Source organism: Deltaproteobacteria bacterium (genome assembly GCA_005879795.1).
Classification (GTDB): domain Bacteria; phylum Desulfobacterota; class Binatia; order DP-6; family DP-6; genus DP-6.
Window position 1 is genome coordinate 20401 of the sequence record VBKJ01000134.1, and the last position, 21403, is coordinate 41803.

A 21403-nucleotide genomic window follows, 5' to 3' on the forward strand; every position below is an offset into this window, starting at 1 on the left:
CGAGCCCGGTCACGCAGCCGGCCACGGCCACACGCTCGTGGATGTTCATGTCGGCCTCGCTTTCCAGAAGTAGTTGTTGAAGCCGCCACCCTCGTGGATGCGGCGGAACACGAGCTCGAGGGGCATGTCGATCTCGACCCGCTCGGGCTCGCAGTCCGTGAGCTGGCAGTAGAGCCGGCCCCCGCCGTCCAGGTCGATCACCGCGTGCGAGGTGGGCGGGTCCGGGCTCTCGAAGAGGTAATCGTTGGTGAAGGTGAAGAGCCTCCCGCGCCGCGCGAGCTTCACCTCCTCGAGCCCGCCCGGGTGCGCGCACTCGATGCACACGCGGTGCTTCGGGAACTGGACCGTGCCGCACTTGGGGCACCTGCCGCCGTAGAGCGGGAGCAGCTCCTTGCGGTCGCGGAACATGACCACCGCCGACGACGGGTCGCTGGTGACGGTCTCCCTGCGCACGAGCCCGCGGAAGCGCGCGTAGCGGCCGTAGGACGGGAGCGTGCGCTTCACCTCGATCTGCCGCCACACGCTGGGGCCCGCGGCCGCCGCCGGCGCGGTCACCCGCAGGAGGAGCGCGTCGGCCCCGTCGCCGTAGCCCGCGACCAGGATCAGGTCGCCGGGCTTCGCGCGCTCGAGTGCGGCGGCGAGGGCGAGGAGCGGCTGCGCCGCGCCCGTGTCGCCGACCGTCGTCCAGAAGCCGTCCTGGAGCTGCCGCTTCGCATCGAGGCCGAGCGCCTTGGCGACGGCCTGCGGCGCGCGGAGGTTGGGGGTGGGCAGGATGACCGTGGCGAGGTCCTGGGGCGGGACCCTCGCCTTCGCGAGCACGCCCTTCACCGCCTCGCCGAGGACGCGGCCGTAGCCGTACCGGGCCTCGAACGCGCCCGGGAAGCTCCTCGGGAATTCCTGCTCCCGCGTCCGCCAGGTGCCCAGGAACTCGTCCGCGATCGAGTGCGTGGCGACCACCTGGACGCGCTCCGCCCCCCTGCCGAGGAGCACCGCCGCGCCCGCATCGCCGTAGCTCTGCTCGGCGATCGAGTCGGGCTCGCCCAGCCGGCACTCGCCCGCGGCGACCAGGACGCCGCGCGCGCCGCCCGCGAGCGCGTCGAGCCCGGCCAGCAGCGCCGAGGTGGCGGCGCGCAGCGTGTCGGTGAAGTCGGCGGTACGCGTCGCGCCCGGCAGGTCGAGGACGGCGGCGATGGTCGCGGCGCCCTGCTTCTCCGTGTACGGCGAGGTGGTGGTCGCGAAAAAGACAGCGTCGGGCCGCTCGCCCGCCCCCTCCAGCGCGAGCGCGGCGTTCACCGCCAGCGTGAGGCTGTCCTCGTCGTGGTTGGCGACCGCCTTCTCGCCGCCGGCCGCCTGCCCGCCCCATTCCCTGGCGATCAGCTCGCGCGGGAGCCGGTAGCGCGGGATGCAGGCGGCGGCGGCCACGATGCCGGGCATGACGGCTGGATCCCCCCTGTCAGACGACGCCGCGCGCGCGCAGCCCCGCGACGTCGGCGCGCGAGTACCCAAGCGCGGCGAGGACGGCGTCGGTGTGCTCGCCGAGCTCCGGGGGCGGCGTGCGGATGGTGGGCGGCGTGTCGGAGAGCTTGACCGGGTTGCCGAGCGTGCGCCGCCCGTCGCCCTGCTCGACCACCATGCCGCGGTGGCGCACCTGCCGATCGGCGAGCGCCTCGCCGAGCGTCGCCACCGGGCCGAAGCAGATGTCGAGGTCGGCCAGCTCCGCGACCCACTCGGCCATCGTCTTCTCGCGGAACCGGGCCCGCAGGCGGCGAAACATGTCCTCGCGCTCCGCCCCCTCGGCGAACTGCTTCTCGACGAGCTCCGGCATGCCGAGGCGCTCGCAGAGCGTGCGCCAGAAGTGCGGCTCGAGGGCGCCCACCGTCACGTGGCGGCCGTCGCGGGTCTCGTAAATGGCATAGCAGGGGTGGTGGCCCGTGAGCATGGTGTCGCCGCGCGCCGGCTCCTGCTTCTCGGCGAGATAGCGCATCACGTTCACCACCTGCCAGGCGAGCGCACCGTCCAGCATGGCGATGTCGACGGACTGCCCGCTGCCCGTCTCCTCGCGCGCCGCGAGGGCCGCCAGGATGCCCACCGCCGCCATGAGCGCGCCCCCGCCGATGTCGGCGATCTGCACGCCCGGGATGACGGGCGGTCCGCCCGCCGGCCCGGTCAGCCCGATCACGCCCGCGAAGCCCAGGTAGTTGACGTCGTGCCCGACGCGGTCGCGATAGGGCCCGTCCTGGCCGTAGCCGGAGATCGAGCAGTAGACGAGGCGCGGATTCAGCTGCCCGAGCGTCTCGTAGTCGACCCCCAGGCGCGCCGCCGCCCCGGGCCGCGAGCCCTCGAGCACCACGTCCGCGTCGCGCGCCAGGCGGTGGAAGATGGCGCGCCCCTCGGGCACCTTCAGGTTGAGGGTCAGGCTCCGCTTGTTGCGGCCGAGGAGCGGGATGCCCATGCCCATCGGGTCGGTGGGCGAGTAGACGGCGAGCACGTCCATCCCGAGGTCCGCGAGCAGCATGGAGCAGAACGGCCCCGGCAGCTGGCGCGACAGATCCAGCATCCGGAACCGCGACAGCGCACCGGGCATGATCCGGCTCGAGTACTACGATCGCGCCACCCGTGACAACCTCCGCCGAGGGAGTGCTGTCCCCTCCAGACCGCGCCACGCCCGAGCGGGGATCGTTGCGGCCGGTCCCGTCTCGTGCCGCAAGGATCCCGGGCGTCTCGGCGTAGCATGGACCGCCTGACGCCGCTGAGCGGATGGAGCGTTGATGAAGGCTTTGGAACCTGGGGCGGCACGTCTGCCGACCGCGGCTTCGCCGCGGTCGGCACGACCCGAGCGCCCGAAGGGCGCGAGTCGGCCACGAGGGGGAGCCGCGCGCCCCGCGCGCGGCGACGGGGGTCCGGGGGGCATCGGAAGCGCGGAGCGCGGCGAAGCCGCGCGAGCACTGGACGGGCCCCCCGGGTCTAATGCCCGGCGTTCACCAGCGCCGCGACCGTGAACCAGTCGTCCGTCACCCCCGCCTTCTCGCCCTGGTTGAAGTACCAGCCCTGCTCGCCCGGAAAACGGTGGCTCGGGAGGGAGGCCTTGGTCGCGTGCTCGAGCTGCACGTCGACCATGACGATGGCCGGGGCGAAGATGCGCTCGTCCGGGTACTCGACGGCGCCGGGCGTGTCGAGGATCTTCCTCCGGATCATCACGTCGTTGATCCAGATCTTCCACAGCTCCCCGGCGCGATCGTACATGTCCGAGTACGGGATGCCCCACGCCTCCCTGTCGATGAAGAGGACGCGCTTGCCGAAGGCGTACTGCGAGAGCTTGGAGACGCCCTCGACGACGTGCACGCGCCGCCGCTCCCACACCTCGTCGAAGGCCCAGTCGACCCTGTCGTTCCACTGGACCGGGAAGTGCCGGCCGTGCGCCACCGCGAGCAGATCCCGCTCGCCGAGGTAGCGCCAGTCCATCCACGCGATGTGCCCCGCGTAGCCGCCGTAGCTGTCGACGTCCGTGTCCTGCCCGAAGAGCGCGTCCGAGCGCTGCGCGGTGGAGAGCCGGCGCACGCGGCGCAGCGCCGGCAGGTAGAGCCAGGCGTCGTCCTGCTTGGCAGCGTCCAGGTAGCGGTAGCTGACGAAGCCGACGCCCTTCACGTCGAAGGGCTCGAGGATCGGGTAGAGCCCCTGCTGGAGCTCGTAGCCGCTCGGGTTGGGCGCCTTCTCGGGCTTCGGGTCGACGTAGAGCCGCCCGACCCAGTAGAGGCGCCGGAAGTGATCGATCAAGAAGTGACGCTCGACCGTCATCGGGCCGTGGTCCGCGATCGCCCCGGTGTCGGCGTCGAAGTTGCGCGCATCGAGGTCGTCGGTCGCGAAGAAGTTGTGGTCGTAGTTCCACATGATCTTGACCGCGACCTGCGGGTCCTTCGCGTCGATGAAGGGGAAAGGCAGCCCCGCGACGTAGTCGCGCAGCGTCACCCCGTCGGCGGCGAGCCGCACCTGGCCCGAGTACCGCTCCGTCGCCTCCCGGTAGGCGCGCGGCCACTCGATGCGCCGGCTCTCGCCGACGGTGAGCGGGAACCCGTGCCGAACACACCACTCGAGCCCGGGCGAGATCAGCTCCCGCACCTGCTCGACGTTCGCCTCGGTGATGCGGTCCCCCGCTGCAACGTCCGCCCGTGCTGCCCCGCCGAAGACGAGCGCCACCACGCCCGCCACGGCGACCCGCGCTGCCGGAAGCCCCACTGAACGCCGGCCGCGCTGTCGCCGCGGCGCTTCATGCGGGCGCGGGGGCGCCGGCGCAGCGCCTATGAGGCGCCGAGCGCGACGGGCGGCCAGAGCTCCGGCGCCGAGCGGCGCCGAATCGAAGCGGAGCCGGCGCCCCCGCGCCCGCAGCACGTCAATGCCCTGCGTTCACGAGCGCGGCCACCGTGAAGAACTCGTCGGAGATCCCTGCCTTCTCGCCCTGGTTGAAGTACCAGCCCTGCTCGCCCGGGAAGCGGTGGCTCGGGAGCGCCGCCTTGGTCGCGTGCTCGAGCTGCATGTCCACCATGACGATGGAGGGCTGGAACCCGATGTCGTCCGGGTACTCGATCACGCCCGCGCCGTCGAAGGCCTTCTTCTTGAAGCTCCAGTCGTTGATCCAGATCTTCCACAGCTCGCCCGAGCGGTCGTAGATGTCGGAGTACGGGACCACCCACGCCTCCTTGTCGATGAAGATGACGCGCTTGCCGTAGGCGTACTGCGGCAGCTTGGAGACGCCCTCCACCACCCACACCTTGCGTTTCTCCCACACGTCGTCGAAGGCCCAGTCGGTCTTGTCGTCCCACTTCACGGGGTAGTGCCGCGCGTGCATGGTGCCGAGCAGCTCGCGCTCGCCGATGAACTTCCAGGTCATCCAGGCGACGTGGCCGGCGTAGCCGTAGTAGCTGTCGACGTCGGTGTCCTGGCCGAAGAGCGCGTCCGAGCGCTGGGCGGTGGAGAGGCGGCGCACGCGGCGGAGCGAGGGCAGATAGAGCCACGAGTCGTCCTGCTTCGTGGGGTCGATGTAGCGCTGGCCGACCGCGCCCACGCCCTTCAGGTCGAACGGCTCGAGGACCGGGTAGAGCCCGAGCTGGCTCCGGTAGCCGTTCGGGTTCGGCTTCTCGGGTTTGGGGTCGACGTAGAGGCGGCCGGTCCAGAACTGCGAGCGCAGGTGGTCGAGGAGGAAGTGCCGCTCGATGCTCATCGGGCCGTGGTCGGCGACGGCGCCCGTGTCGGCGTCGAAGTTCCGCAGATCGAGATCGTCGGTCGGGTTGAACTTGTACTCGTAGTCCCACATGATCTTGAGCGCGATCTGCGGATCCTTCGGATCCAGGTCCGGGAAAGGCTGGCCGGCGACGAAGTTCTGCACGCTGAGGCCGTCGGGCGCGAGCTTCACCTGGCCGGAGTACTTCTCGGTGGCCTCCTTGTAGGCCTTCGGCCACTCGATGCGCCTCGGCTCCACGATCGTCATCGGGAAGCCGCGCTTGATGCACCACTCCATGCCGGGCGAGATCAGGTCCTTCACCTTGTCGATGTTCTGATCGGTGATCCTGTCGCCGGGTGCGACCTCCGCGCGCGCCGCCAGCCCGAGCAGCGCGACGCCGAGCGCCACCGCGACCGCCACGCCGGGTCTTCTCGTCATCTTCGGCTCCTTCGCGATCAGTGCCCCGCGTTCACGAGCGCCGCGACCGTGAACCACTCGTCGACGACGCCGGCCTTGTCGCCCTGGTGGTAGTACCAGCCCTGCTCGCCCGGGAAGCGGTGGCTCGGGAGCGCCGCCTTGGTCGCGTGCTCGAGCTGCATGTCCACCATCACGATCGCGGGCGCGAAGGGCAGCTCGTCCTCGTACTCGAGCACCCCCGCGCCCTCGAAGGCCTTCTTGCGGAAGCCCACGTCGTTGATCCAGATCTTCCACAGCTCGCCGGAGCGGTCGTAGATGTCGGTGTAGGGGATGCCCCAGGTCTCCTTGTCGATGAAGAGCACGCGCTTGCCGTAGGCGTACTGCGGCAGCTTCGAGATGCCCTCGAGCACGTAGACGTGCCGCTTCTCCCACACCTCGTCGAAGGCCCAGTCGACCTTCTCGTGCCACTTCACCGGGTAGTGCTGCGCGTGGACGATGCCCAGCAGGTCGCGCTCGCCGAGGTACTTCCAGTCCATCCAGCCGACCTGGCCCGCATAGCCGTAGTAGCTGTCGACGTCGGTGTCCTGGCCGAAGAGCGCGTCGGAGCGCTGCGCGGTGGACAGGCGACGGACCCGCCGCAGTGACGGCAGGTAGAGCCACGAGTCGTCCTGCTTGTCCGGGGAGAGGTAGCGGTTGCCGAGCGCGCCCACGCCCTTCAGGTCGAAGGGCTCGAGCACCGGGTAGAGGCCCTGCTGCGCGCGGTAGCCGTTGGGGTTCGGCTTCTCCGGCTTGGGGTCGACGTACAGGCGCCCGTTCCAGAACAGGCGGCGGAAGTGGTCGAGGAGGAAGTGGCGCTCGATCGTCATCGGCCCATGGTCGGCGATGGACCCGGTGTCGGCGTCGAAGTTCCGCAGGTCGGTGTCGTCGAGGCCGTTCACGTACCCGTAGTCGTAGTTGAACATGACCTTGATGACGAACTGCGGGTCCTTCGCGTCGGGATTGGGGAAGGGCTGGCCGGCGACGTAGTTCTGCATCGTGCGGCCGTCGGGCGACAGCTTCACCTGCGCGGCGTACTTCTCGGTCGCCTCCTTGTAGGCACGTGGCCACTCCACCGCCTTGGTCGCCCCGATGGTCATCGGGAAGCCGTGCTTGATGCACCACTCCATCCCGGGCGAGATCAGCTCCTTCACCTTGTCGATGTTCGCCTCGGTGATCCTGTCCCCGATCGCGACGTCGGCGCGCCCGGGCGCCGCGAGCAGCACGGGCACGACGGCGAGCGCGGCGGCGAGCCTCCGTGTCGTGGTCATCGATTCGCCCTCCCTCGGCTGGAAACGCCCGGACCGCCGGCCGATCGCCTGGCGGCCCCGGGTGGCGACATCCCCGACGCTCCGCTCTAGTGTCCGGCGTTCACCAGCGCGGCCACCGTGAACCAGTCGTCGGTGACGCCCGCCTTCTCGCTCTGGTTGAAGTACCAGCCCTGCTCCCCCGGGAAGCGGTGGCTCGGGAGCGAGGCTTTGGTCGCATGCTCGAGCTGCATGTCCACCATGACGATCGCCGGGATGAAGCCGCGGTCCTCCCCGTAGTCGATCACGTTGGCGCCCTCGAAGGCCTTCGGGCGGAAGCTCACGTCGTTGACCCAGACCTTCCAGAGCTCGCCGGAGCGGTCGTAGATGTCGGAGTACGGGATGATCCAGGCCTCTTTGTCGACGAAGATGACGCGCTTGCCGTAGGCGTACTGCGGGAGCTTGGAGATGCCCTCGATGACGTACACCCGGCGCTTCTCCCACGTCTCGTCGAATGCCCAGTCGACCTTGTCGTTCCACTTCACCGGGTAGTTCTTCGCGTGGTAGCAGCTCAGGAGGTCGCGATCGCCCAGGTACTTGAAGTCCATCCAGGCAATGTGGCCGCTGTAGCCGTAGTAGCTGTCGACGTCGGTGTCCTGCCCGAAGAGCGCGTCCGAGCGCTGCGCGGTGGAGAGGCGGCGCACCCGCCGGAGTGACGGCAGGTAGAGCCACGAGTCGTCCTGCTTCTCGGAGGAGATGTAGCGGTTGCCGAGCGCGCCCACGCCCTTCAAGTCGAACGGCTCGAGGATCGGGTAGAGGCCCTGCTGGGCGCGGTAGCCGTTGGGGTTCGGCTTGTCGGGCTTGGGATCGACGTAGAGCCGGCCGGTCCAGAAGAGGCGGCGGAAGTGGTCGAGCAGGAAGTGGCGCTCCACCGTGAGCGGCCCGTGGTCGGCGATCGCCCCCGTGTCGGCATCGAAGTTGCGCAGGTCGACGTCGTCGGTGGTCAGGTGGTTGTAGCTCCAGTTCCACATGATCTTGAGCGCGACCTGCGGGTCCTTGGTGTCGACGTTCGGGAAGGGCAGCCCGGCGACGTAGTTGAGGACGTTGAGACCATCGGGCGTGAGCTTCACCTGGCTCGCGTACTTCTCGGTCGCCTCCTTGTACGCCTTCGGCCACTCGACCCGCTTGGTCTCGCCGATGGTCATCGGCCAGCCGTGCTTGATGCACCACTCCATCCCGGGCGAGATGAGATCCTTGACCTTGTCGATGTTCTGCTCGGTGATCCGGTCGCCGGGTACGACGTCGGCGCGCGCGGTGAAGGGAAGGATCGCGAGCGCGAACGTGGCGGCGCCCGCCAGCGCCAGCCACCAGCCGGGCTTCTTCGACATGGTCGGCTCTCCTCTGCCGTCGCTACGGGTTGGGGGGCTCGGGGTCAGCCTGGCTCCTACCTCGCCCAATGTCCGAACGTCAACCTAGGCTGCCGTGGTTACCCCGACAGAGACTCCTAGCCGCCGATCGGCGCCCCCGCCTCCGCGGCCGGGACACGGTCCGCCGACAGGGCCTGGAAGATGAGATCCTCGTAGTAGCGCACGTTCCGTCCGATCAGGACCACGTCCGGGGTCCCTCGACGCCGCGCGTAAACGGCGGTGCCGGTCGGATTCGGCCCGCCGATGGTGACCTCGAGCCGGTCGCCGCTCGTGCAGACCACTTCAACCCTGGCCGCCTGCTGGCCGAGCCCGTAGGTGTCCGCGTCTGCGTCCGCCCCTCCGACGCGGGCGATCTCGGTCGCATCGGCGAGGGCGTTCGCGAACGCGGCGATCAGGTCCGGGGCGATGGGCGCCCCCGCGGGCTCGACGATCGTCCACCCCGCCCCCTCGCGCCGCGAGACGACGGTCCGGCTGCCGCGCACCAGCCGGACCTCGCGCAGCGTTGCGGGGTCCAGCCGGAGGAAGGATGGCGGCGCGGGGGCCTCCGTGCGGGCCGGCGGCTCCATACGCCCCTCGACGAACCAGTACTCGCCCGCCAGGGCGGCGAGCACGAGGTAGAGCAGCGCCACCTGCCGCCAGCGCATGGTCAGCCCCGCCGCCGCCAGGCGGCGAGCGCCAGCCCGAGCGCGGCGAAGAGGGCCGGCTCGACGACGGCGGTGCCCCAGAAGATCGCGTTCCCCTGCTCGTTCGAGACGTAGAACTGCTCCACGCCGAGCTCCTGGCGCCGGGGCCGGTGCGAGAGCCCCTGCGGATCGCGCGCCAGCCAGTTGACCGTGTTCGCGAACAGATCCTTGTTGCCGAGGTACTCGATGAAGAAGTTGTTGGCGAACTCCGCGTTGCCGTAGACGATGAGGCGCCCCTGCTGCGGCTCCGCGCCCGGCGGCGTGAGGGCGCGGAAGGCGACCTCGAGCCCGACCGTCACCGGCCCGGAGCGGTCACGCCCGGCCTCGAAGGCGGGCGACCCGTGGCGCAGGACGCCCGTGTCCGTCGTCGCCCAGCTCGCCGGGCTGGTGCGCAGGAAGCCGACCGCGTTGACCGTGCCGGCGTCGTCGGGGAGCACGTTGACCGAGCGCGTGAGCGAGAAGACGGGCGGCGCGTCGAGCGGCCCCAGGATGGGGTGATCACCGCGCGCGAAGGGGACCTGCATGGTGAGCAGCTCGCCGCCGTAGAGACGCGCCTCGGGATCGACCACCACGTCGGGCGGGAGCGAGACGTCATAGCGGTGGAGGAAGGCGGCCAGCTCGGGCGCCCGCAGCGGGTCGAGCATGATGAGCGCCTGGCCAGGGCGCTGGAGGTAGCGGTCGAGGACGGTCAGCTCCTCGGAGAGGAAGCTCTTGCGCGGGCCGGCGATGACGAGCACGGCGGTCTCGACCGGCACGTCGTCGCCGATGAGCGACACCGGGCGGACCTCGTAGTACTCCTGCTCGAGGACCACGCGCGCGGTCGAGTAGCCCTCGCGCCGGTCCGTGCTGTTCGGGTCGCCCTCGCCGTGCCCGAGGACCCAGCCGACCGTCTTCCGCTCCTGGCGGGTCACCTGGAGGAGGGCTGCCATGAGCACTTCCTCGCGGGGGTTGGAGAACACCCGCCGGCGGCCCTCGCTCTCGACCACCAGCGCGCCGTACGAGTCGACCCCGTACTGCCGGGCCAGCGCCGGGCTGCGGTTGACGTCGAGGTACTCGACGTGCACCCGCGGGCTGCGCGCCGTCACCTGCCGGAGGAGGTCGCGGATGAAGAGGTTGCGCGGGTCCTGCGCGCGCAGGAAGGCCACGACGTGGACGTCGGCGGCGAGGCCATCCAGGATCTTGCGCCCCTGGTCGGAGAGGGTGTAGCGGCGCTCGGCTGTGAGATCGAGCCGCCACGCCCGCCGGTCGAGGATCGCCTGGCCGAGGAGGAAGATGCCGAACAGGGCCGGCACGGCCAGCACGATGCGCAGCCGCTGCGCACCGACCCTCATCGCCGGCCCCGCCACTGGCGCGCCTCGAGCACGCGCAGCGTGGCCCACACGAAGAGGCCGGCCACGAAGGCGAAGTAGAAGACGTCGCGTAGCTCGACCAGCCCGACCGAGAAGGGCTGGAAGTGGTTGAAGAGCGAGATGGCGCGCACCACGGGCAGCGTCCCGGCCGCGCTGGCGGCCTCGTTCCAGGAGAGCAGCCAGAGGAGCAGGAGCGGCAGCGCGGTGAGAAACCCCGCCAGCACCTGGCTGTCGGTGAGCGAGGAGACGAACAGGCCGTACGACGCGCACGCGAGCGAGAAGAGGATGAGCCCCAGGTACCCGGCGACGAGAGGCTTCAGGGCGAAGGGCTGGACGTGGTACACCCACGCCGGATAGACGAGCGTCCCGCCGAGGAGCGCGCCGATCACCACCAGGCAGGCGCCCAGCTTCGCGGCCACGATGGCGCGGTCGCCGAGCGGGTAGGTGAGCAGCAGCTCGAGCGTCCCGAGCCGGCGCTCCTCGGCGAGGAGGCGCATGGTGAGGAGCGGAATGGCGAAGATCAGCACCAGGCGGATGTCGATGAGCAGGATCTGCCAGAAGTTCTCCATGATGTTCAGGCCGAAGCCGAAGGTGATGAAGTAGATGAGATCCGAGTGGAAGTAGTATCCGGTGTAGGCGAGGAAGGCGGCCGCCACGAGATAGACGAGCGGCGAGCCGAAGTAGGAGCGCAGCTCCTTGCGAAAGAGCGCGACGAAGCTCCGCACGCTCTAGCTCCCGGGCCGATCCGCCGACCCGACCAGGTGGACGAACAGATCCTCGAGGGTGGGCGGGCTCGCCCGCACCTCGAGGAGCGTCCAGCCGCGCGCCACCATCGCGGCGCCGAGCGCCCGCTGCACCGGCTCGGGATCGTGCGCGAAGAGTGCGAAGGGAGTGCCCGCGAGGCCGTCCGGCCGACGGCGCTCCACCCGCACGACGCCCGGCAGCGTGCCGAGCGCGGCGGCCACCGTATCGGCGGGACCGTCCACGCGCACAGCGAGCTGTGCCAGGCCCGCCAGGCGCTGGGCCAGGCCCTCCGGCGTGTCGACCGCCACCAGCCGCCCGCGGGAGAGGATCACGATGCGCGAGCACAGGGCGGCCGCCTCGGAGAGAATGTGCGTCGAGAGGAGCATCGTACGCCCGGCGAGCGTACGCAGCAGCGCCCGCATCTCGACCGTCTGCATCGGGTCGAGGCCGACGGTCGGCTCGTCGAGCACGAGCACGTCCGCGTCCCCGACCAGCGCCTGCGCGAGCCCGACCCGCTGGCGATACCCCTTCGACAGCTTGCCGGCCAGGCGATCGGCGACCTCGGCGAGGCCGCACCGCGCGATGGCATCGGCCACCGCGGCGCGGCGCGCGCGCCCGCCGAGCCCCTTCACCTCGGCCACGAAGGCCAGGTAGCGGCGCACCGTCAGCTCCGGATAGAGGGAGACCTGCTCGGGGAGATAGCCGATGCGCCGCCGGGCGGCCGCCGGCTGCTCGGCGACGTCCGCCCCGTCGATGCACACCCTCCCGGCGGTGGGTGGGAAGTAGCCGGTCAGCACGCGCATCAGCGTGCTCTTGCCGCTGCCGTTCGGCCCGAGCAGCGCCGCCACCTCGCCCCGCCCGATGGTGAACGACACGTCGTCCACCGCGCAGGTCGTCCCGTAGTACTTGGTCAGGTGCTCGACGCTGATCACGCTAATGCCGCCCGGCTCAAGGCCTCACCGCCACTCAATAGCCGCTGCGCGGAGCCGCGCAACCGCGCTCGATGATGGGCGCCGCCGTGCAGCGGCCGGTGTCGGCCGGGTGCCGCCGCCGCGACCTCCGCAGGCCCGCACGCGCCGGCAGCTGTGCGGGGGGACGCTGCGGCCGACGGGCGCGCGCGTGGCCGAGGACGCGGGAGCGCCGGCGGCACGCCGCCGACGCCCCGCCGCGGCCCTCGCCTAGTGCCCCACCCGCGCCGCCCCTTCGCGCTCGCGCCGCTTGCGCCGCCGCGCGTGGATGATCTCGTCCATGACGATGACGGCGATGCTGAACACCGTGACGATGATGACCGATTCCCACAGCGTCATCGCGGCCTCCCTAGCTGACCGCCGCGGCCTGCGCCTGGACCACCGGGCGCCGCGACGCCTTCCCCCCCTCGCGCAGGATGAAGCCGGGGCGGAAGTACGAGATCATCACCGGCAGCAGTGTCTCGGAGCAGATGAAGCTGACGCCCATCCACACCGCCAGCAGCCCGCCCATGACGGCGTTGAAGCGGATGTTCGAGAACGTCCACAGCGCCGTGCCGCCGATCATGCAGACCGCCGTGAAGCTCACCGCCTTGCCCGAGGTCACGAGCGCCTCGCGGATGGAGAGGTCGAGGTTGTTGTTGACCCGGATCTCCTCGATGATGCGGGAGAGGATGTAGAGACCGTAGTCGATCCCGAAGCCGACGCCGACCGTGACCAGCGGGAGCGTGTTCACGTTGATGCCGATCTCGAACACCGCCATGGCTGCGTTGATGAGGATGTTCGAGATGAAGAGCGGCGCCAGGAGGTAGAGGCCGGCGACCCACGAGCGGTAGCTGAACAGGACGATGACGTAGATCGTGAAGAAGCCGAGGAAGTTCATGAGCAGGTCGTTGCGCACGAGCTCCTCGTTGGCCGCCGCGAGCACCCCGATGAGCCCGCCGGCAAGCTTGAAGGTCGCCTTCCCGTCCATGTTGTTCTCGGGCCTGGCGATGAAGTCTTTGCACTCCTGGATGATGCGCGCGATGTTGTCGCCCTTGTGGTTGCGGGCGAAGAAGGTCACGTGCGAGGTGGTGTAGCTCGGGTCCACGTACTTCGCCGTCTCGGTCGGCGGCGAGCCGGAGAAGAAGATGAAGAAGGTCTGCGCCACGTCGCGCGAGTTGTTGGGGATGACGCCCCACTTCGGCTCGAGCTCGTGGAAGACCATGTTGACCGCACGCAGGATGTCGGTGAGCGAGAAACTGTAGCCCACGTCCCGGTCGCGCTCGAGGTAGCGCTGGAAGTTCTCCATGGTGCGCAGCACCTTGGGGTCCTTCATGGCGTCGCGGTCCTTGCCCTCGGCGACGACGATCAGAGGCTCCACTCCGCCGAACTTGTCCTGGATGTGGGCGTGGGAGACGTTGTAGGGCGAGTCGCTCCACACCAGGGGCGAGGCCGAGGTCGGGTCGCCGACGATCAGGCCGCGCATGAGGAACGCGCCCACCGCCGTCAGCCCGAGCCAGAACACCATGGTCGTCCCCTTGCCGAGCGACGAGAGGTTCCAGTCCGTGACGCGGTTGATGAGCGCCTTGTACCACCCCTTGTCGCGCGCCAGCACGACCTCGGGGTCGGGGGCCCGCAGGTAGTAGTACACGATCGGGTTCAGCAGCAGCTCGGCGACGGTGATGGCGAGGATCCACCACGAGATGACGATCGCCAGGTTGCGCAGCATGACGATCGGCACGAGGATGATGACGAGCACGCCGAGCGCGTCGGTCACCACCCCGGCGAAGGTCGGGATGAAGAGCTCGGCGAAGGCCGCCACGATCGCCTTCCGCTGGTTCCAGTCGTGGCGCTCGAACTCCTCGTAGTAGCGGTCGTGCATCTGGATGGCGTGGCTCACGGCGCGGGCCGTCACCAGGAAGGGCATCACCAGGATGAGCGGGTCGAGAGCGAAGCCGATGATGTGTACGAAGCCGAGGCCCCAGAAGGCGGCGATGAGCCCGGTGAGCGTCGGGCGCAGCGCTCCGCGCCAGTCGTGGAAGTACATCCAACGGAAGATCCACTCGAAGCAGTAGGTGACGGTGAGGATCCAGAACACGTCGCTCGCGTAGCTGTAGACCCAGCCGTAGAGGCGCGGCTCGCCGGCGACGTACAACTCGAGGTCGGGCTCGGGGATGGTGAGCTGGGCGTCTCTGGTTTCCTCGCCGCTCTTCACGCCGAGCCTGACGGTCGTCCCGGGCTTGTACTTCTGGATCTCCGCCGCCAGCTCCACCCGGTCCGCCACCGGCTTCCCGTTGACCGACACGATGATGTCCCCCACCTTGAGCCCGGCCCTGGCCGCCGCCGTGTCGCGGTAGACGGTGTCCACCGCCGCGGCCGCCGAGGTCTCGCCCTTGAACGCGTCCCGGCCCCTGATGAGCGCACCGATCCAGCCCTTCTCGAAGGGCGCGATGACCCGCTCGTTGATCTCGGTGAAGGTGCGGCGGTGATCGAGGCGTGCTTCGATGAAGTTGGCGCGCACCAGGGCGGCCCGGTCGTCGAGCGAGACGAGGATGCCGTAGATGCTCTCGGTGTTGTGGACGATGCGCTTGATGTTGGCCGCGTCGTCTGCCGTCTTCGGCATCTGGATCATCACTGGCTCGGCCTTCAGGAACCCGCCCGCCTGGGCGCGGAGGTAGCGAGTCGTGCGGTGGCCGATCGAGTCGATCTGGTTGTGGTTCACGCCGTAGACGCGGTCCATCTCCTCCGTGATCTTGTAGATGCGATCGAGGGTCGAGACCGTGAAGATGTCGCCGTCCTTCACCTCGACCATCAGCTGGATGTTGTTGGCGCCGCCGAACGTGCCGGCGTACTTGTTGTGGACCTGGACGAAGGGGTGGCTCTGCGGGAGGAGGTCGCCGAAGCTCGTCTCGAGCTTCAGCTGGAAGCTCAGCCACGCGAAGTACCCCGTGACGATGAGCACCACGATCATGACCGGGTGGCGGTAGTCGATCAGCCGCTCGCCCAGCCAGTAGAGTGCTCGCTTGTCCTCTTCGCTCGTGGTTCCGCTGCTCATGGGAGTTCTCCCGTCTCAGCCCTGTGACGGCAGCCAGGTCTTGCCGCCGTCGGTGGTGCGATAGATCAGCCCGTATCCGCCGACGAGCCAGCCGTTCTTCTCGTCGGAGAAGCTGAGCCCGCGCAGCCAGGTGAGCACGTCCTGTCCGAGCTTGGCCCGGTGCCACGCCGTCTCGCCCGCCTGCCGCCGCACCACCTCGCCCGCGGCGCCCACTGCCCAGCCCGCCCCGCTCGGGAGCTCGATCGGGCGGAAGAGCGGATCGACGAGTGGATAGTCGACCTCGATCTGATCGAACGTCCACCGCTGCCCGCCGTCGTTGGTGCGCGCGATGTGTCCCTCGATGCCCGCCGCCACACCCCGCTGCGCGTCCATCATGTGCACGCCGTAGAGCGTCGGGAGGTCGAGCGGATCGAAGATCCCCGTGCCCTCCATCAGCGTCTTCTCCTGCTCGTGCCACGTCTCGCCGCCGTCCGCCGTGTGCATGATCTTGCCGAACTCGCCCACGATCCAGCCGTTCTTCGCGTCCGTGAACTTCACGTCGTAGAGGATGGGATCGGCCGCCGCGAGGCTCTCGCCGCCGGAGATGTCGGCTTCCATTTCCACCTTGCGCGCGCGCCACGTCTTGCCCCCGTCGCTCGTCGAGGTGAGGATCGAGCGGTCGCCCGCCGCCCAGGCGTGGTCGGCGTCGAGGGCGTAGAGCGCGAAGAGGTAGAGCGGCTGCCTGGAGCCGTCCTTGTCCTCGAAGAACGCGTTCGACTCCTGCTGCTGCCAGCTCTTGCCGCCGTCGGCGGTATGCAGGATGAGGCCGTCCTGCCCCGAGATGAAGCCGTGCTGGTCGTCGGTGAAGCGCACGGCATAGAGCGCCAGCTCGGTGCCGCTCGGACGCGCGGTCCAGCTCCGGCCACCGTCGGTCGTCTCGAGGATCTTGCCGTTGTAGCCGACGACGAAGGCGCGGTCCTTGCTGAGCGCTTGCACGTCGTAGAAGCGGTCGGTCACGTAGATGGTGCGCTGGGCGAGCGGCACCATCTCGACCTCGTGATGGCATCCGAGCACGAGCGCGAGGAGGGTGGCCCCTCCCGGGATGATCCAGCGACGCATGCGGCCCCTCCCCCGGGGCGCGGGAACCGCGTCCCGTCGACGGGCGCCTAACAGACCCTCTCTCGAGATGTCAATGGGACGAGCCTCCCCCGGCATCCGCCTTAGGGAACCACTTGGAGACGTCCTTGGGCTCCACGATCACCTGGCGGTCGACCTTCCAGGCGCCATCCTCCTTGAGGAGGGTGTAGAGCTCGTACTCGGTGAGCCCGAGCTGGTTCACGAAGCGGTCCTGGGAGGAGAGGACGTTCGGCACCCAGGCCGTGGCGCCCTCGACCTTGCCGGGATGGACATGGAACTCGAAGATCTTGACGTCCGCGAACGCCATGCCGGTCTTCTGCTCCTTCACCCAGACCTCGCGGTCCTTCCCCTGCTTCATCGCCTTGGAGACCAGGTCGTAGGCGGCGTCGAACCTTCCGTCCTTGAGGGCCTGCAGGTACCGCCGGACGGTCTCCTCCGGCGAGAGCGGGGTGGTCTCCGCGGCTGGCACTCTCGCGGCGACGACGAGCCCGAGTGCGCCGAACGCCCACGAGAGCGAGCGCGCGCGAGGCATGTCCGCTCCCTACCACGGCCGCGTGCCGGCCGGAAGCCGGCGACGATTCTGCATCGGAGGGACCAATTTTGCGCCGCAGCCCTCACAGCCTAGCCCGGGGAATCCGCACCGCGCTCTGCGTACGGGGGTGGCACGTCACTTGCTGCCCGGCACGGACATGGACGAGAACCCCGGCAACCTGATCCGCACGCTCCGCCAGAAGCTCAGCATGACGCAGGAAGAGTTCGCGCACGAGATCGCGGTCACCGTCTCGACCGTGAACCGCTGGGAGAACGCGCATGCCGAGCCGAGCAAGTTGGCGTGGAAGGCGATCCACGACCTGGCGCGCAAGCGCGGGTTGACCGAGGACATCCTGCGCCTCGCGGGGGCGCTGAGCGGCGGCTGAGCGGCCGGGCCTGCGACCCAGAGAGGCGAGATTTGAACGCCGCAGTCAATCGCATGACGCCGCCGGCGCTCCCACCTCGCGCCGCACCGCGGGCCGCGCGCGCCCGCCGCCCGGGGGATGTGCCGCGGCCGTGCTCGCCTTTTCCACCCCGCGTGTCAGAAGTGCCCGTGTCGGGGCGCCGCGGCGGCCGGCCGGCACGCCCTTTGCGTCACGGCTGACACACCCCGGGGGCCGGACGGCGACGGACGGCACACCAGGGCGCCAGCCACATGAGCCACTCCCAAGCCATCGCCGCCGTCGGCCCGGTGGAGCAAGCCAAGATCCTGGTGGTCGAGGACGATCCGGACATCCGGAAGATCCTCGAGCTCTTCCTCGGCGAGAAGGGCTTCCGCGTGAAGATCGCCGACGGCGCGCCGCGTGCCCTCGAGCTGCTCGGCGAGGAGCCGATCGACGTGATCCTCTCCGACGTGCGCATGCCCGGCATGAGCGGGCTCGATCTGCTGCGGCACGTGAAGGAGCAGGATCCGGACATCCAGCTCGTCCTCATGAGCGCCTACTCGTCGGTCAAGGACGCGGTCGAGGCGATCCAGCTCGGCGCCGCCGACTACGTCGAGAAGCCGATCGACTTCCGCCGTCTCGAGCGCGTGCTGCAGACGGTGCTCGAGAAGCACCAGCTCCAGCACCGCACGCGCATCCTCGAGCAGCGCCTGCAGGGCTGCGTCACCTTCGAGGGCATGGTCGCGCGCTCGGCGCAGATGCTGTCGGTGTTCGCCTTCATCGAGCGCCTGGCGCGCTATCCCACCACCGCGCTCGTGATGGGCGAGAGCGGGACCGGCAAGGAGCTCGTCGCAGGCGCGCTCCACAGCCTCTCGCCGCTCCGCGACCGCCCCTTCGTGGTCTGCAACTGCACGACCCTCGCGCCCACGCTGCTCGAGAGCGAGCTCTTCGGGCACGTGCGCGGCGCGTTCACGGGCGCGGACCGGGACCGCAAGGGCCTCTTCGAGGCGGCCCACGGCGGCACCATTTTCCTCGACGAGATCGGCGAGCTGCCGGTCGCCGTGCAGGTGAAGCTGCTGCGCGTCCTCGAGAACCGGGAGATCAAGCGCATCGGCTCGCCCGACCCCGTGCACATCGACATCCGGGTGATCGCCGCCACCAACCGCGACCTCGCCGACATGGTGCGCGAGGCGACCTTCCGCGACGACCTCTTCTACCGCCTGAACGTGGGCGCCATCCACCTCCCGCCGCTGCGCAGCCGCACCGACGACATCGAGCCGCTCGTCCACCACTTCGTCGGCATCTTCAACCAGCGGCTGGGCCGCACCATGAGCGGCGCCGCCCCCGAGGTGTTCGACATCCTCGCCCGCTATTCCTGGCCCGGCAACGTGCGCGAGCTCGCCAACGTGATCGAACGCGCGATGGTGGTCTGCAAATCGAGCGTGATCGTGCCCGAGAGCCTGCCGCCGCACCTCTTCGAGGTCCGTCCGCTGCTCCTCGACGACGGGCCCGAGATGCCCGACCTGAGCCTGCGCGCAGCGGAGCGGGAGCAGATCGTACGTGCGCTGCAGGCCTCGGGGGGCAAGCGCGTGGAGGCGGCGCGCCGGCTCGGCCTCTCGCGGCGTACGCTGTACCGCAAGCTGTCGCGCTACGGCATCTCGTGAACGGGAGAGTGATGGACGAACCCCTGCACGCCCTCTGCCTCAGCACCGATCCGGCCGTCTCCAGCGCGGTGGTGGCGCTGCTCGCGCGCATCCCCGGCTTCGCGGTGACGGCACGCGAGCTCGATTACCAGCTCGGCTCGCTCGAGCTGAACGACATCCGCGAGCCGCACCTCGCCATCGTGCTCCTGGGCGAGGACCCGTCGCCCGGCCTGGCGGTGATCGAGGAGGTGCACAAGAGCGCCCCGGCGACCCAGGTCCTGGCGGTGTCGACGGACGAGCGGTCCGAGACGATCGTCAGGGCGCTGCGTGCGGGCGCGGACGAGTTTCTCCCTCTGCCGCTCGACGCCAATGCGCTGATGAAAGTCTGCATCAAGGTCTCTGCGCTCCGCCGCGTGTCGAAGGCGAACGGCGGCGCGCAGCACGCCCAGTTCTGGGTGGCATACGGCGCCAGGGGCGGCGTCGGCGTGACCACCCTGGTCGCCAACCTGGGGATCGCGCTGCAGGCGGCGGGGCGCCAGACGGTGCTCCTGGACCTCGACCTCCTCTCCGGCGACCTGGCGCTCTTCTTGAACCTGAACCCGAGCTACACGCTGCGCGACATCGCCGCCGCCAAGCGGCTCGACCCCGTCTTTCTGCAGGCGACGATGATCCGCCACCGCTCGGGCCTGGAGCTGATCGCCGCCCCCGTGCCGCTGCCGGGCGAGGCGCCGCTCCCGCTCACCAGCGAGCAGACGCTCGCCATCCTGAAGCTCCTCGACGCCACCCACCAGGTGGTGCTCCTCGACACGACCCCGGCCCCGCTCGACGCGACGCGCGCGGCGCTCACCAACGCCGATCGCATCTTCCTTGTGACCGAGCTCACCCTGCCGGCGCTGCGCGCCACGATGCGCGCGCTCGCCTGGCTGCGGGAGGAGGGCGTCGAGCTCGAGAGCACGGTCGAGATCGTGGTCAACAAGCACGCCAACCGCTCGTGGGAGGTCGCCCCCGCGGAGGCGGCAAAGACCCTCGGGCTCCCCATCCGGACCCTCCTCCCCCGCGACGACGCGGCCGTGTACACGGCCGTCAACGGCGGGCTCCCGCTCGACGAGGTGAAGGGTGGCGCCGCGCTGCAGCGCGCGATCGCCGCGCTGGTCGGGGGTGCAGCGCCCCCGCCGGAGAGCCCCGTGCTGAAGGGCTTCCGCCGCTTGTTCGCGGCCGCGGAACGGAGGGCCTGAGCGATGAGCATGCCGACCGGGACCATCCCCGCGCCGCGCAGGAGCGCGCCCGCCTCTCCGAGCCAGCAGATGAAGGACCTCAAGCTGCGCGTGCACCGCCAGCTCCTCGAGCGCCTCGACCTGGTGGCGCTCGCCTCGCTCGACAGCGCACAGGCCGAGGAGCACATTCGCGCCACGCTCGAGCGTGTCCTGCAGGCCGATTCGCCCGAGCTCTCGGGGCTCGAGCGCGAGCGGCTGATCGAGGAGGTCGGTTACGAGGTCTTCGGGCTCGGCCCGCTGGATTCGTTCCTCAAGGATGCCGACGTCTCCGACATCCTGGTGAACGGTCCGGACGCCGTCTATATCGAGAAGCAGGGGCGGCTCGCGCTCACCGACGTCAAGTTCCGCGACGAGGCGCACCTGATGCAGGTGATCGACCGCATCGTGTCGGCGGTCGGCCGGCGCGTCGATCGCGAGTCGCCGATGGTGGACGCGCGGCTGCCCGACGGCTCGCGCGTGAACGCCATCGTCGCGCCGCTCGCGGTGCGCGGACCCTGCCTCTCGATCCGTCGCTTCGGGCGGGAGCCCTACCGCATCGACAACCTGCTCGCCTTCGGCGCCCTCACGCCAGAGATGGTGCGCTACCTGGCGGCCGTCATCCAGGGGCGCCTCAACGTCATCATCTCGGGCGGCACGGGTGCCGGGAAGACTACCCTCCTCAACTGCCTGACCAGCTTCATCCCGCACCACGAGCGCGTGGTGACGGTCGAGGACTCGGCCGAGCTCCAGCTCCAGCAGCCGCACGTGGTGCCGCTCGAGAGCCGTCCTCCCGACCTGGACGGCAAGGGCGAGATCACGCAGCGCGACCTGGTGCGCAACGCGCTCCGCATGCGGCCCGACCGCATCATCGTCGGCGAGGCACGCGGTGCCGAGGCGCTCGACATGCTGCAGGCGATGAACACCGGCCACGACGGCTCGCTCACCACCATCCATGCCAACTCGCCGCGCGAGTGCCTGCAGCGCCTGGAGGTGATGGTGCTGATGGCCGGCTACGATCTCCCCGTGAAGGCGATCCGGCAGCAGGTCGGCTGCGCCGTCAACGTGTTCGTCCAGGCCGCGCGGCTGACCGACGGCTCGCGCAAGGTCGTGCGGGTGAGCGAGATCGTCGGCTTGGAGGGCGACCAGATCCAGCTGCAGGACCTCTTCGAGTTCACGCAGACGGGGATCACCCCCGAGGGCCGCGTCCACGGCCAGTTCCGCTCGAGCGGGCTGCGCAGCCGGTACTTCGACCGCATGGTGGCGGCGGGCGTCAAGCCCCAGGACATCCTCCCCAGAACGAGCGAGCGATGAGCAGGCTCGTCATGATTGCCGCGCGGACGGCGCCGGCGTGAGGACG

At 69.9% G+C, this 21403-nt stretch carries 17 protein-coding genes; 4 read left to right on the forward strand and 13 right to left on the reverse strand.

The window, feature by feature from the left end; all coding sequences use genetic code 11:
- Window positions 1-45: 45 nt before the first annotated feature.
- The 13 genes from E6J59_09030 to E6J59_09090 all read right to left on the reverse strand — a co-directional run bounded on the left by E6J59_09030 (window position 46) and on the right by E6J59_09090 (window position 16768).
- On the reverse strand, window positions 46-1434 hold the full coding sequence (locus E6J59_09030; protein TMB20261.1) for a 3-hydroxy-3-methylglutaryl CoA synthase: 1389 nt from the start codon (window positions 1432-1434) through the stop codon (window positions 46-48).
- Window positions 1435-1453: 19 nt separating this feature from the next.
- A complete protein-coding gene (locus E6J59_09035; protein ID TMB20262.1) occupies window positions 1454-2584 on the reverse strand; it encodes a CoA transferase in 1131 nt (376 codons plus the stop codon).
- A gap of 380 nt (window positions 2585-2964) precedes the next feature.
- Window positions 2965-4392 (reverse strand): DUF1329 domain-containing protein, encoded by a 1428-nt coding sequence (locus E6J59_09040; protein ID TMB20263.1) that lies wholly within the window; start codon window positions 4390-4392, stop codon window positions 2965-2967.
- Window positions 4388-5653 carry a DUF1329 domain-containing protein gene (locus E6J59_09045; GenBank protein ID TMB20264.1) on the reverse strand — a complete coding sequence of 422 codons (1266 nt, stop codon included), beginning with the start codon at window positions 5651-5653 and terminating at the stop codon, window positions 4388-4390. Before E6J59_09045 ends, E6J59_09040 begins: the two co-directional genes overlap by 5 nt.
- 17 nt (window positions 5654-5670) lie before the next feature.
- Complete coding sequence (locus tag E6J59_09050) at window positions 5671-6939, reverse strand: DUF1329 domain-containing protein (protein ID TMB20265.1); 1269 nt, start codon at window positions 6937-6939, stop codon at window positions 5671-5673.
- A gap of 86 nt (window positions 6940-7025) precedes the next feature.
- Window positions 7026-8303 carry a DUF1329 domain-containing protein gene (locus E6J59_09055; GenBank protein ID TMB20266.1) on the reverse strand — a complete coding sequence of 426 codons (1278 nt, stop codon included), beginning with the start codon at window positions 8301-8303 and terminating at the stop codon, window positions 7026-7028.
- 116 nt (window positions 8304-8419) lie between these two features.
- Window positions 8420-8986, reverse strand: a complete 567-nt coding sequence (locus E6J59_09060) for a DUF4340 domain-containing protein (GenBank protein ID TMB20267.1) — start codon at window positions 8984-8986, stop codon at window positions 8420-8422.
- 2 nt (window positions 8987-8988) lie between these two features.
- A complete protein-coding gene (locus E6J59_09065) occupies window positions 8989-10356 on the reverse strand; it encodes a hypothetical protein (GenBank protein TMB20268.1) in 1368 nt (455 codons plus the stop codon).
- Window positions 10353-11099, reverse strand: coding sequence for a hypothetical protein (locus E6J59_09070; GenBank protein ID TMB20269.1), 747 nt, complete (start codon window positions 11097-11099; stop codon window positions 10353-10355). Before E6J59_09070 ends, E6J59_09065 begins: the two co-directional genes overlap by 4 nt.
- Before the next feature lie 3 nt (window positions 11100-11102).
- Window positions 11103-12056, reverse strand: a complete 954-nt coding sequence (locus tag E6J59_09075; GenBank protein TMB20270.1) for an ABC transporter ATP-binding protein — start codon at window positions 12054-12056, stop codon at window positions 11103-11105.
- A 379-nt stretch (window positions 12057-12435) separates the two neighbouring features.
- Window positions 12436-15120 carry a PDZ domain-containing protein gene (locus E6J59_09080; GenBank protein ID TMB20271.1) on the reverse strand — a complete coding sequence of 895 codons (2685 nt, stop codon included), beginning with the start codon at window positions 15118-15120 and terminating at the stop codon, window positions 12436-12438.
- Window positions 15121-15135: 15 nt separating this feature from the next.
- Window positions 15136-16314, reverse strand: coding sequence for a hypothetical protein (locus E6J59_09085; GenBank protein TMB20272.1), 1179 nt, complete (start codon window positions 16312-16314; stop codon window positions 15136-15138).
- Window positions 16289-16768, reverse strand: coding sequence for a hypothetical protein (locus E6J59_09090; protein TMB20273.1), 480 nt, complete (start codon window positions 16766-16768; stop codon window positions 16289-16291). Before E6J59_09090 ends, E6J59_09085 begins: the two co-directional genes overlap by 26 nt.
- Before the next feature lie 157 nt (window positions 16769-16925).
- Between E6J59_09090 and E6J59_09095 the strand changes: the two genes are divergently transcribed.
- The 4 genes from E6J59_09095 (at window position 16926) to E6J59_09110 (ending at window position 21357) form a co-directional block, all read left to right on the forward strand.
- Complete coding sequence (locus tag E6J59_09095; GenBank protein TMB20305.1) at window positions 16926-17153, forward strand: helix-turn-helix transcriptional regulator; 228 nt, start codon at window positions 16926-16928, stop codon at window positions 17151-17153.
- 269 nt (window positions 17154-17422) lie between these two features.
- Window positions 17423-18814, forward strand: coding sequence for a sigma-54-dependent Fis family transcriptional regulator (locus E6J59_09100; GenBank protein ID TMB20274.1), 1392 nt, complete (start codon window positions 17423-17425; stop codon window positions 18812-18814).
- An 11-nt stretch (window positions 18815-18825) separates the two neighbouring features.
- Window positions 18826-20028 carry a MinD/ParA family protein gene (locus E6J59_09105; GenBank protein ID TMB20275.1) on the forward strand — a complete coding sequence of 401 codons (1203 nt, stop codon included), beginning with the start codon at window positions 18826-18828 and terminating at the stop codon, window positions 20026-20028.
- A gap of 9 nt (window positions 20029-20037) precedes the next feature.
- Window positions 20038-21357 carry a CpaF family protein gene (locus E6J59_09110; protein TMB20306.1) on the forward strand — a complete coding sequence of 440 codons (1320 nt, stop codon included), beginning with the start codon at window positions 20038-20040 and terminating at the stop codon, window positions 21355-21357.
- Window positions 21358-21403: the final 46 nt, after the last annotated feature.

What these genes read in the sequence shown, in the direction of transcription:
- E6J59_09030 (TMB20261.1), bottom strand. Translation starts at nt 1,434, where the DNA reads ATGCCCGGCATCGTGGCCGCCGCCGCCTGCATCCCGCGCTACCGGCTC.
- E6J59_09035 (TMB20262.1), bottom strand. Translation starts at nt 2,584, where the DNA reads ATGCCCGGTGCGCTGTCGCGGTTCCGGATGCTGGATCTGTCGCGCCAG.
- E6J59_09045 (TMB20264.1), bottom strand. Translation starts at nt 5,653, where the DNA reads ATGACGAGAAGACCCGGCGTGGCGGTCGCGGTGGCGCTCGGCGTCGCG.
- E6J59_09050 (TMB20265.1), bottom strand. Translation starts at nt 6,939, where the DNA reads ATGACCACGACACGGAGGCTCGCCGCCGCGCTCGCCGTCGTGCCCGTG.
- E6J59_09055 (TMB20266.1), bottom strand. Translation starts at nt 8,303, where the DNA reads ATGTCGAAGAAGCCCGGCTGGTGGCTGGCGCTGGCGGGCGCCGCCACG.
- E6J59_09060 (TMB20267.1), bottom strand. Translation starts at nt 8,986, where the DNA reads ATGCGCTGGCGGCAGGTGGCGCTGCTCTACCTCGTGCTCGCCGCCCTG.
- E6J59_09065 (TMB20268.1), bottom strand. Translation starts at nt 10,356, where the DNA reads ATGAGGGTCGGTGCGCAGCGGCTGCGCATCGTGCTGGCCGTGCCGGCC.
- E6J59_09080 (TMB20271.1), bottom strand. Translation starts at nt 15,120, where the DNA reads ATGAGCAGCGGAACCACGAGCGAAGAGGACAAGCGAGCACTCTACTGG.
- E6J59_09085 (TMB20272.1), bottom strand. Translation starts at nt 16,314, where the DNA reads ATGCCGGGGGAGGCTCGTCCCATTGACATCTCGAGAGAGGGTCTGTTA.
- E6J59_09090 (TMB20273.1), bottom strand. Translation starts at nt 16,768, where the DNA reads ATGCCTCGCGCGCGCTCGCTCTCGTGGGCGTTCGGCGCACTCGGGCTC.
- E6J59_09095 (TMB20305.1), top strand. Translation starts at nt 16,926, where the DNA reads ATGGACGAGAACCCCGGCAACCTGATCCGCACGCTCCGCCAGAAGCTC.
- E6J59_09100 (TMB20274.1), top strand. Translation starts at nt 17,423, where the DNA reads ATGAGCCACTCCCAAGCCATCGCCGCCGTCGGCCCGGTGGAGCAAGCC.
- E6J59_09105 (TMB20275.1), top strand. Translation starts at nt 18,826, where the DNA reads ATGGACGAACCCCTGCACGCCCTCTGCCTCAGCACCGATCCGGCCGTC.
- E6J59_09110 (TMB20306.1), top strand. Translation starts at nt 20,038, where the DNA reads ATGCCGACCGGGACCATCCCCGCGCCGCGCAGGAGCGCGCCCGCCTCT.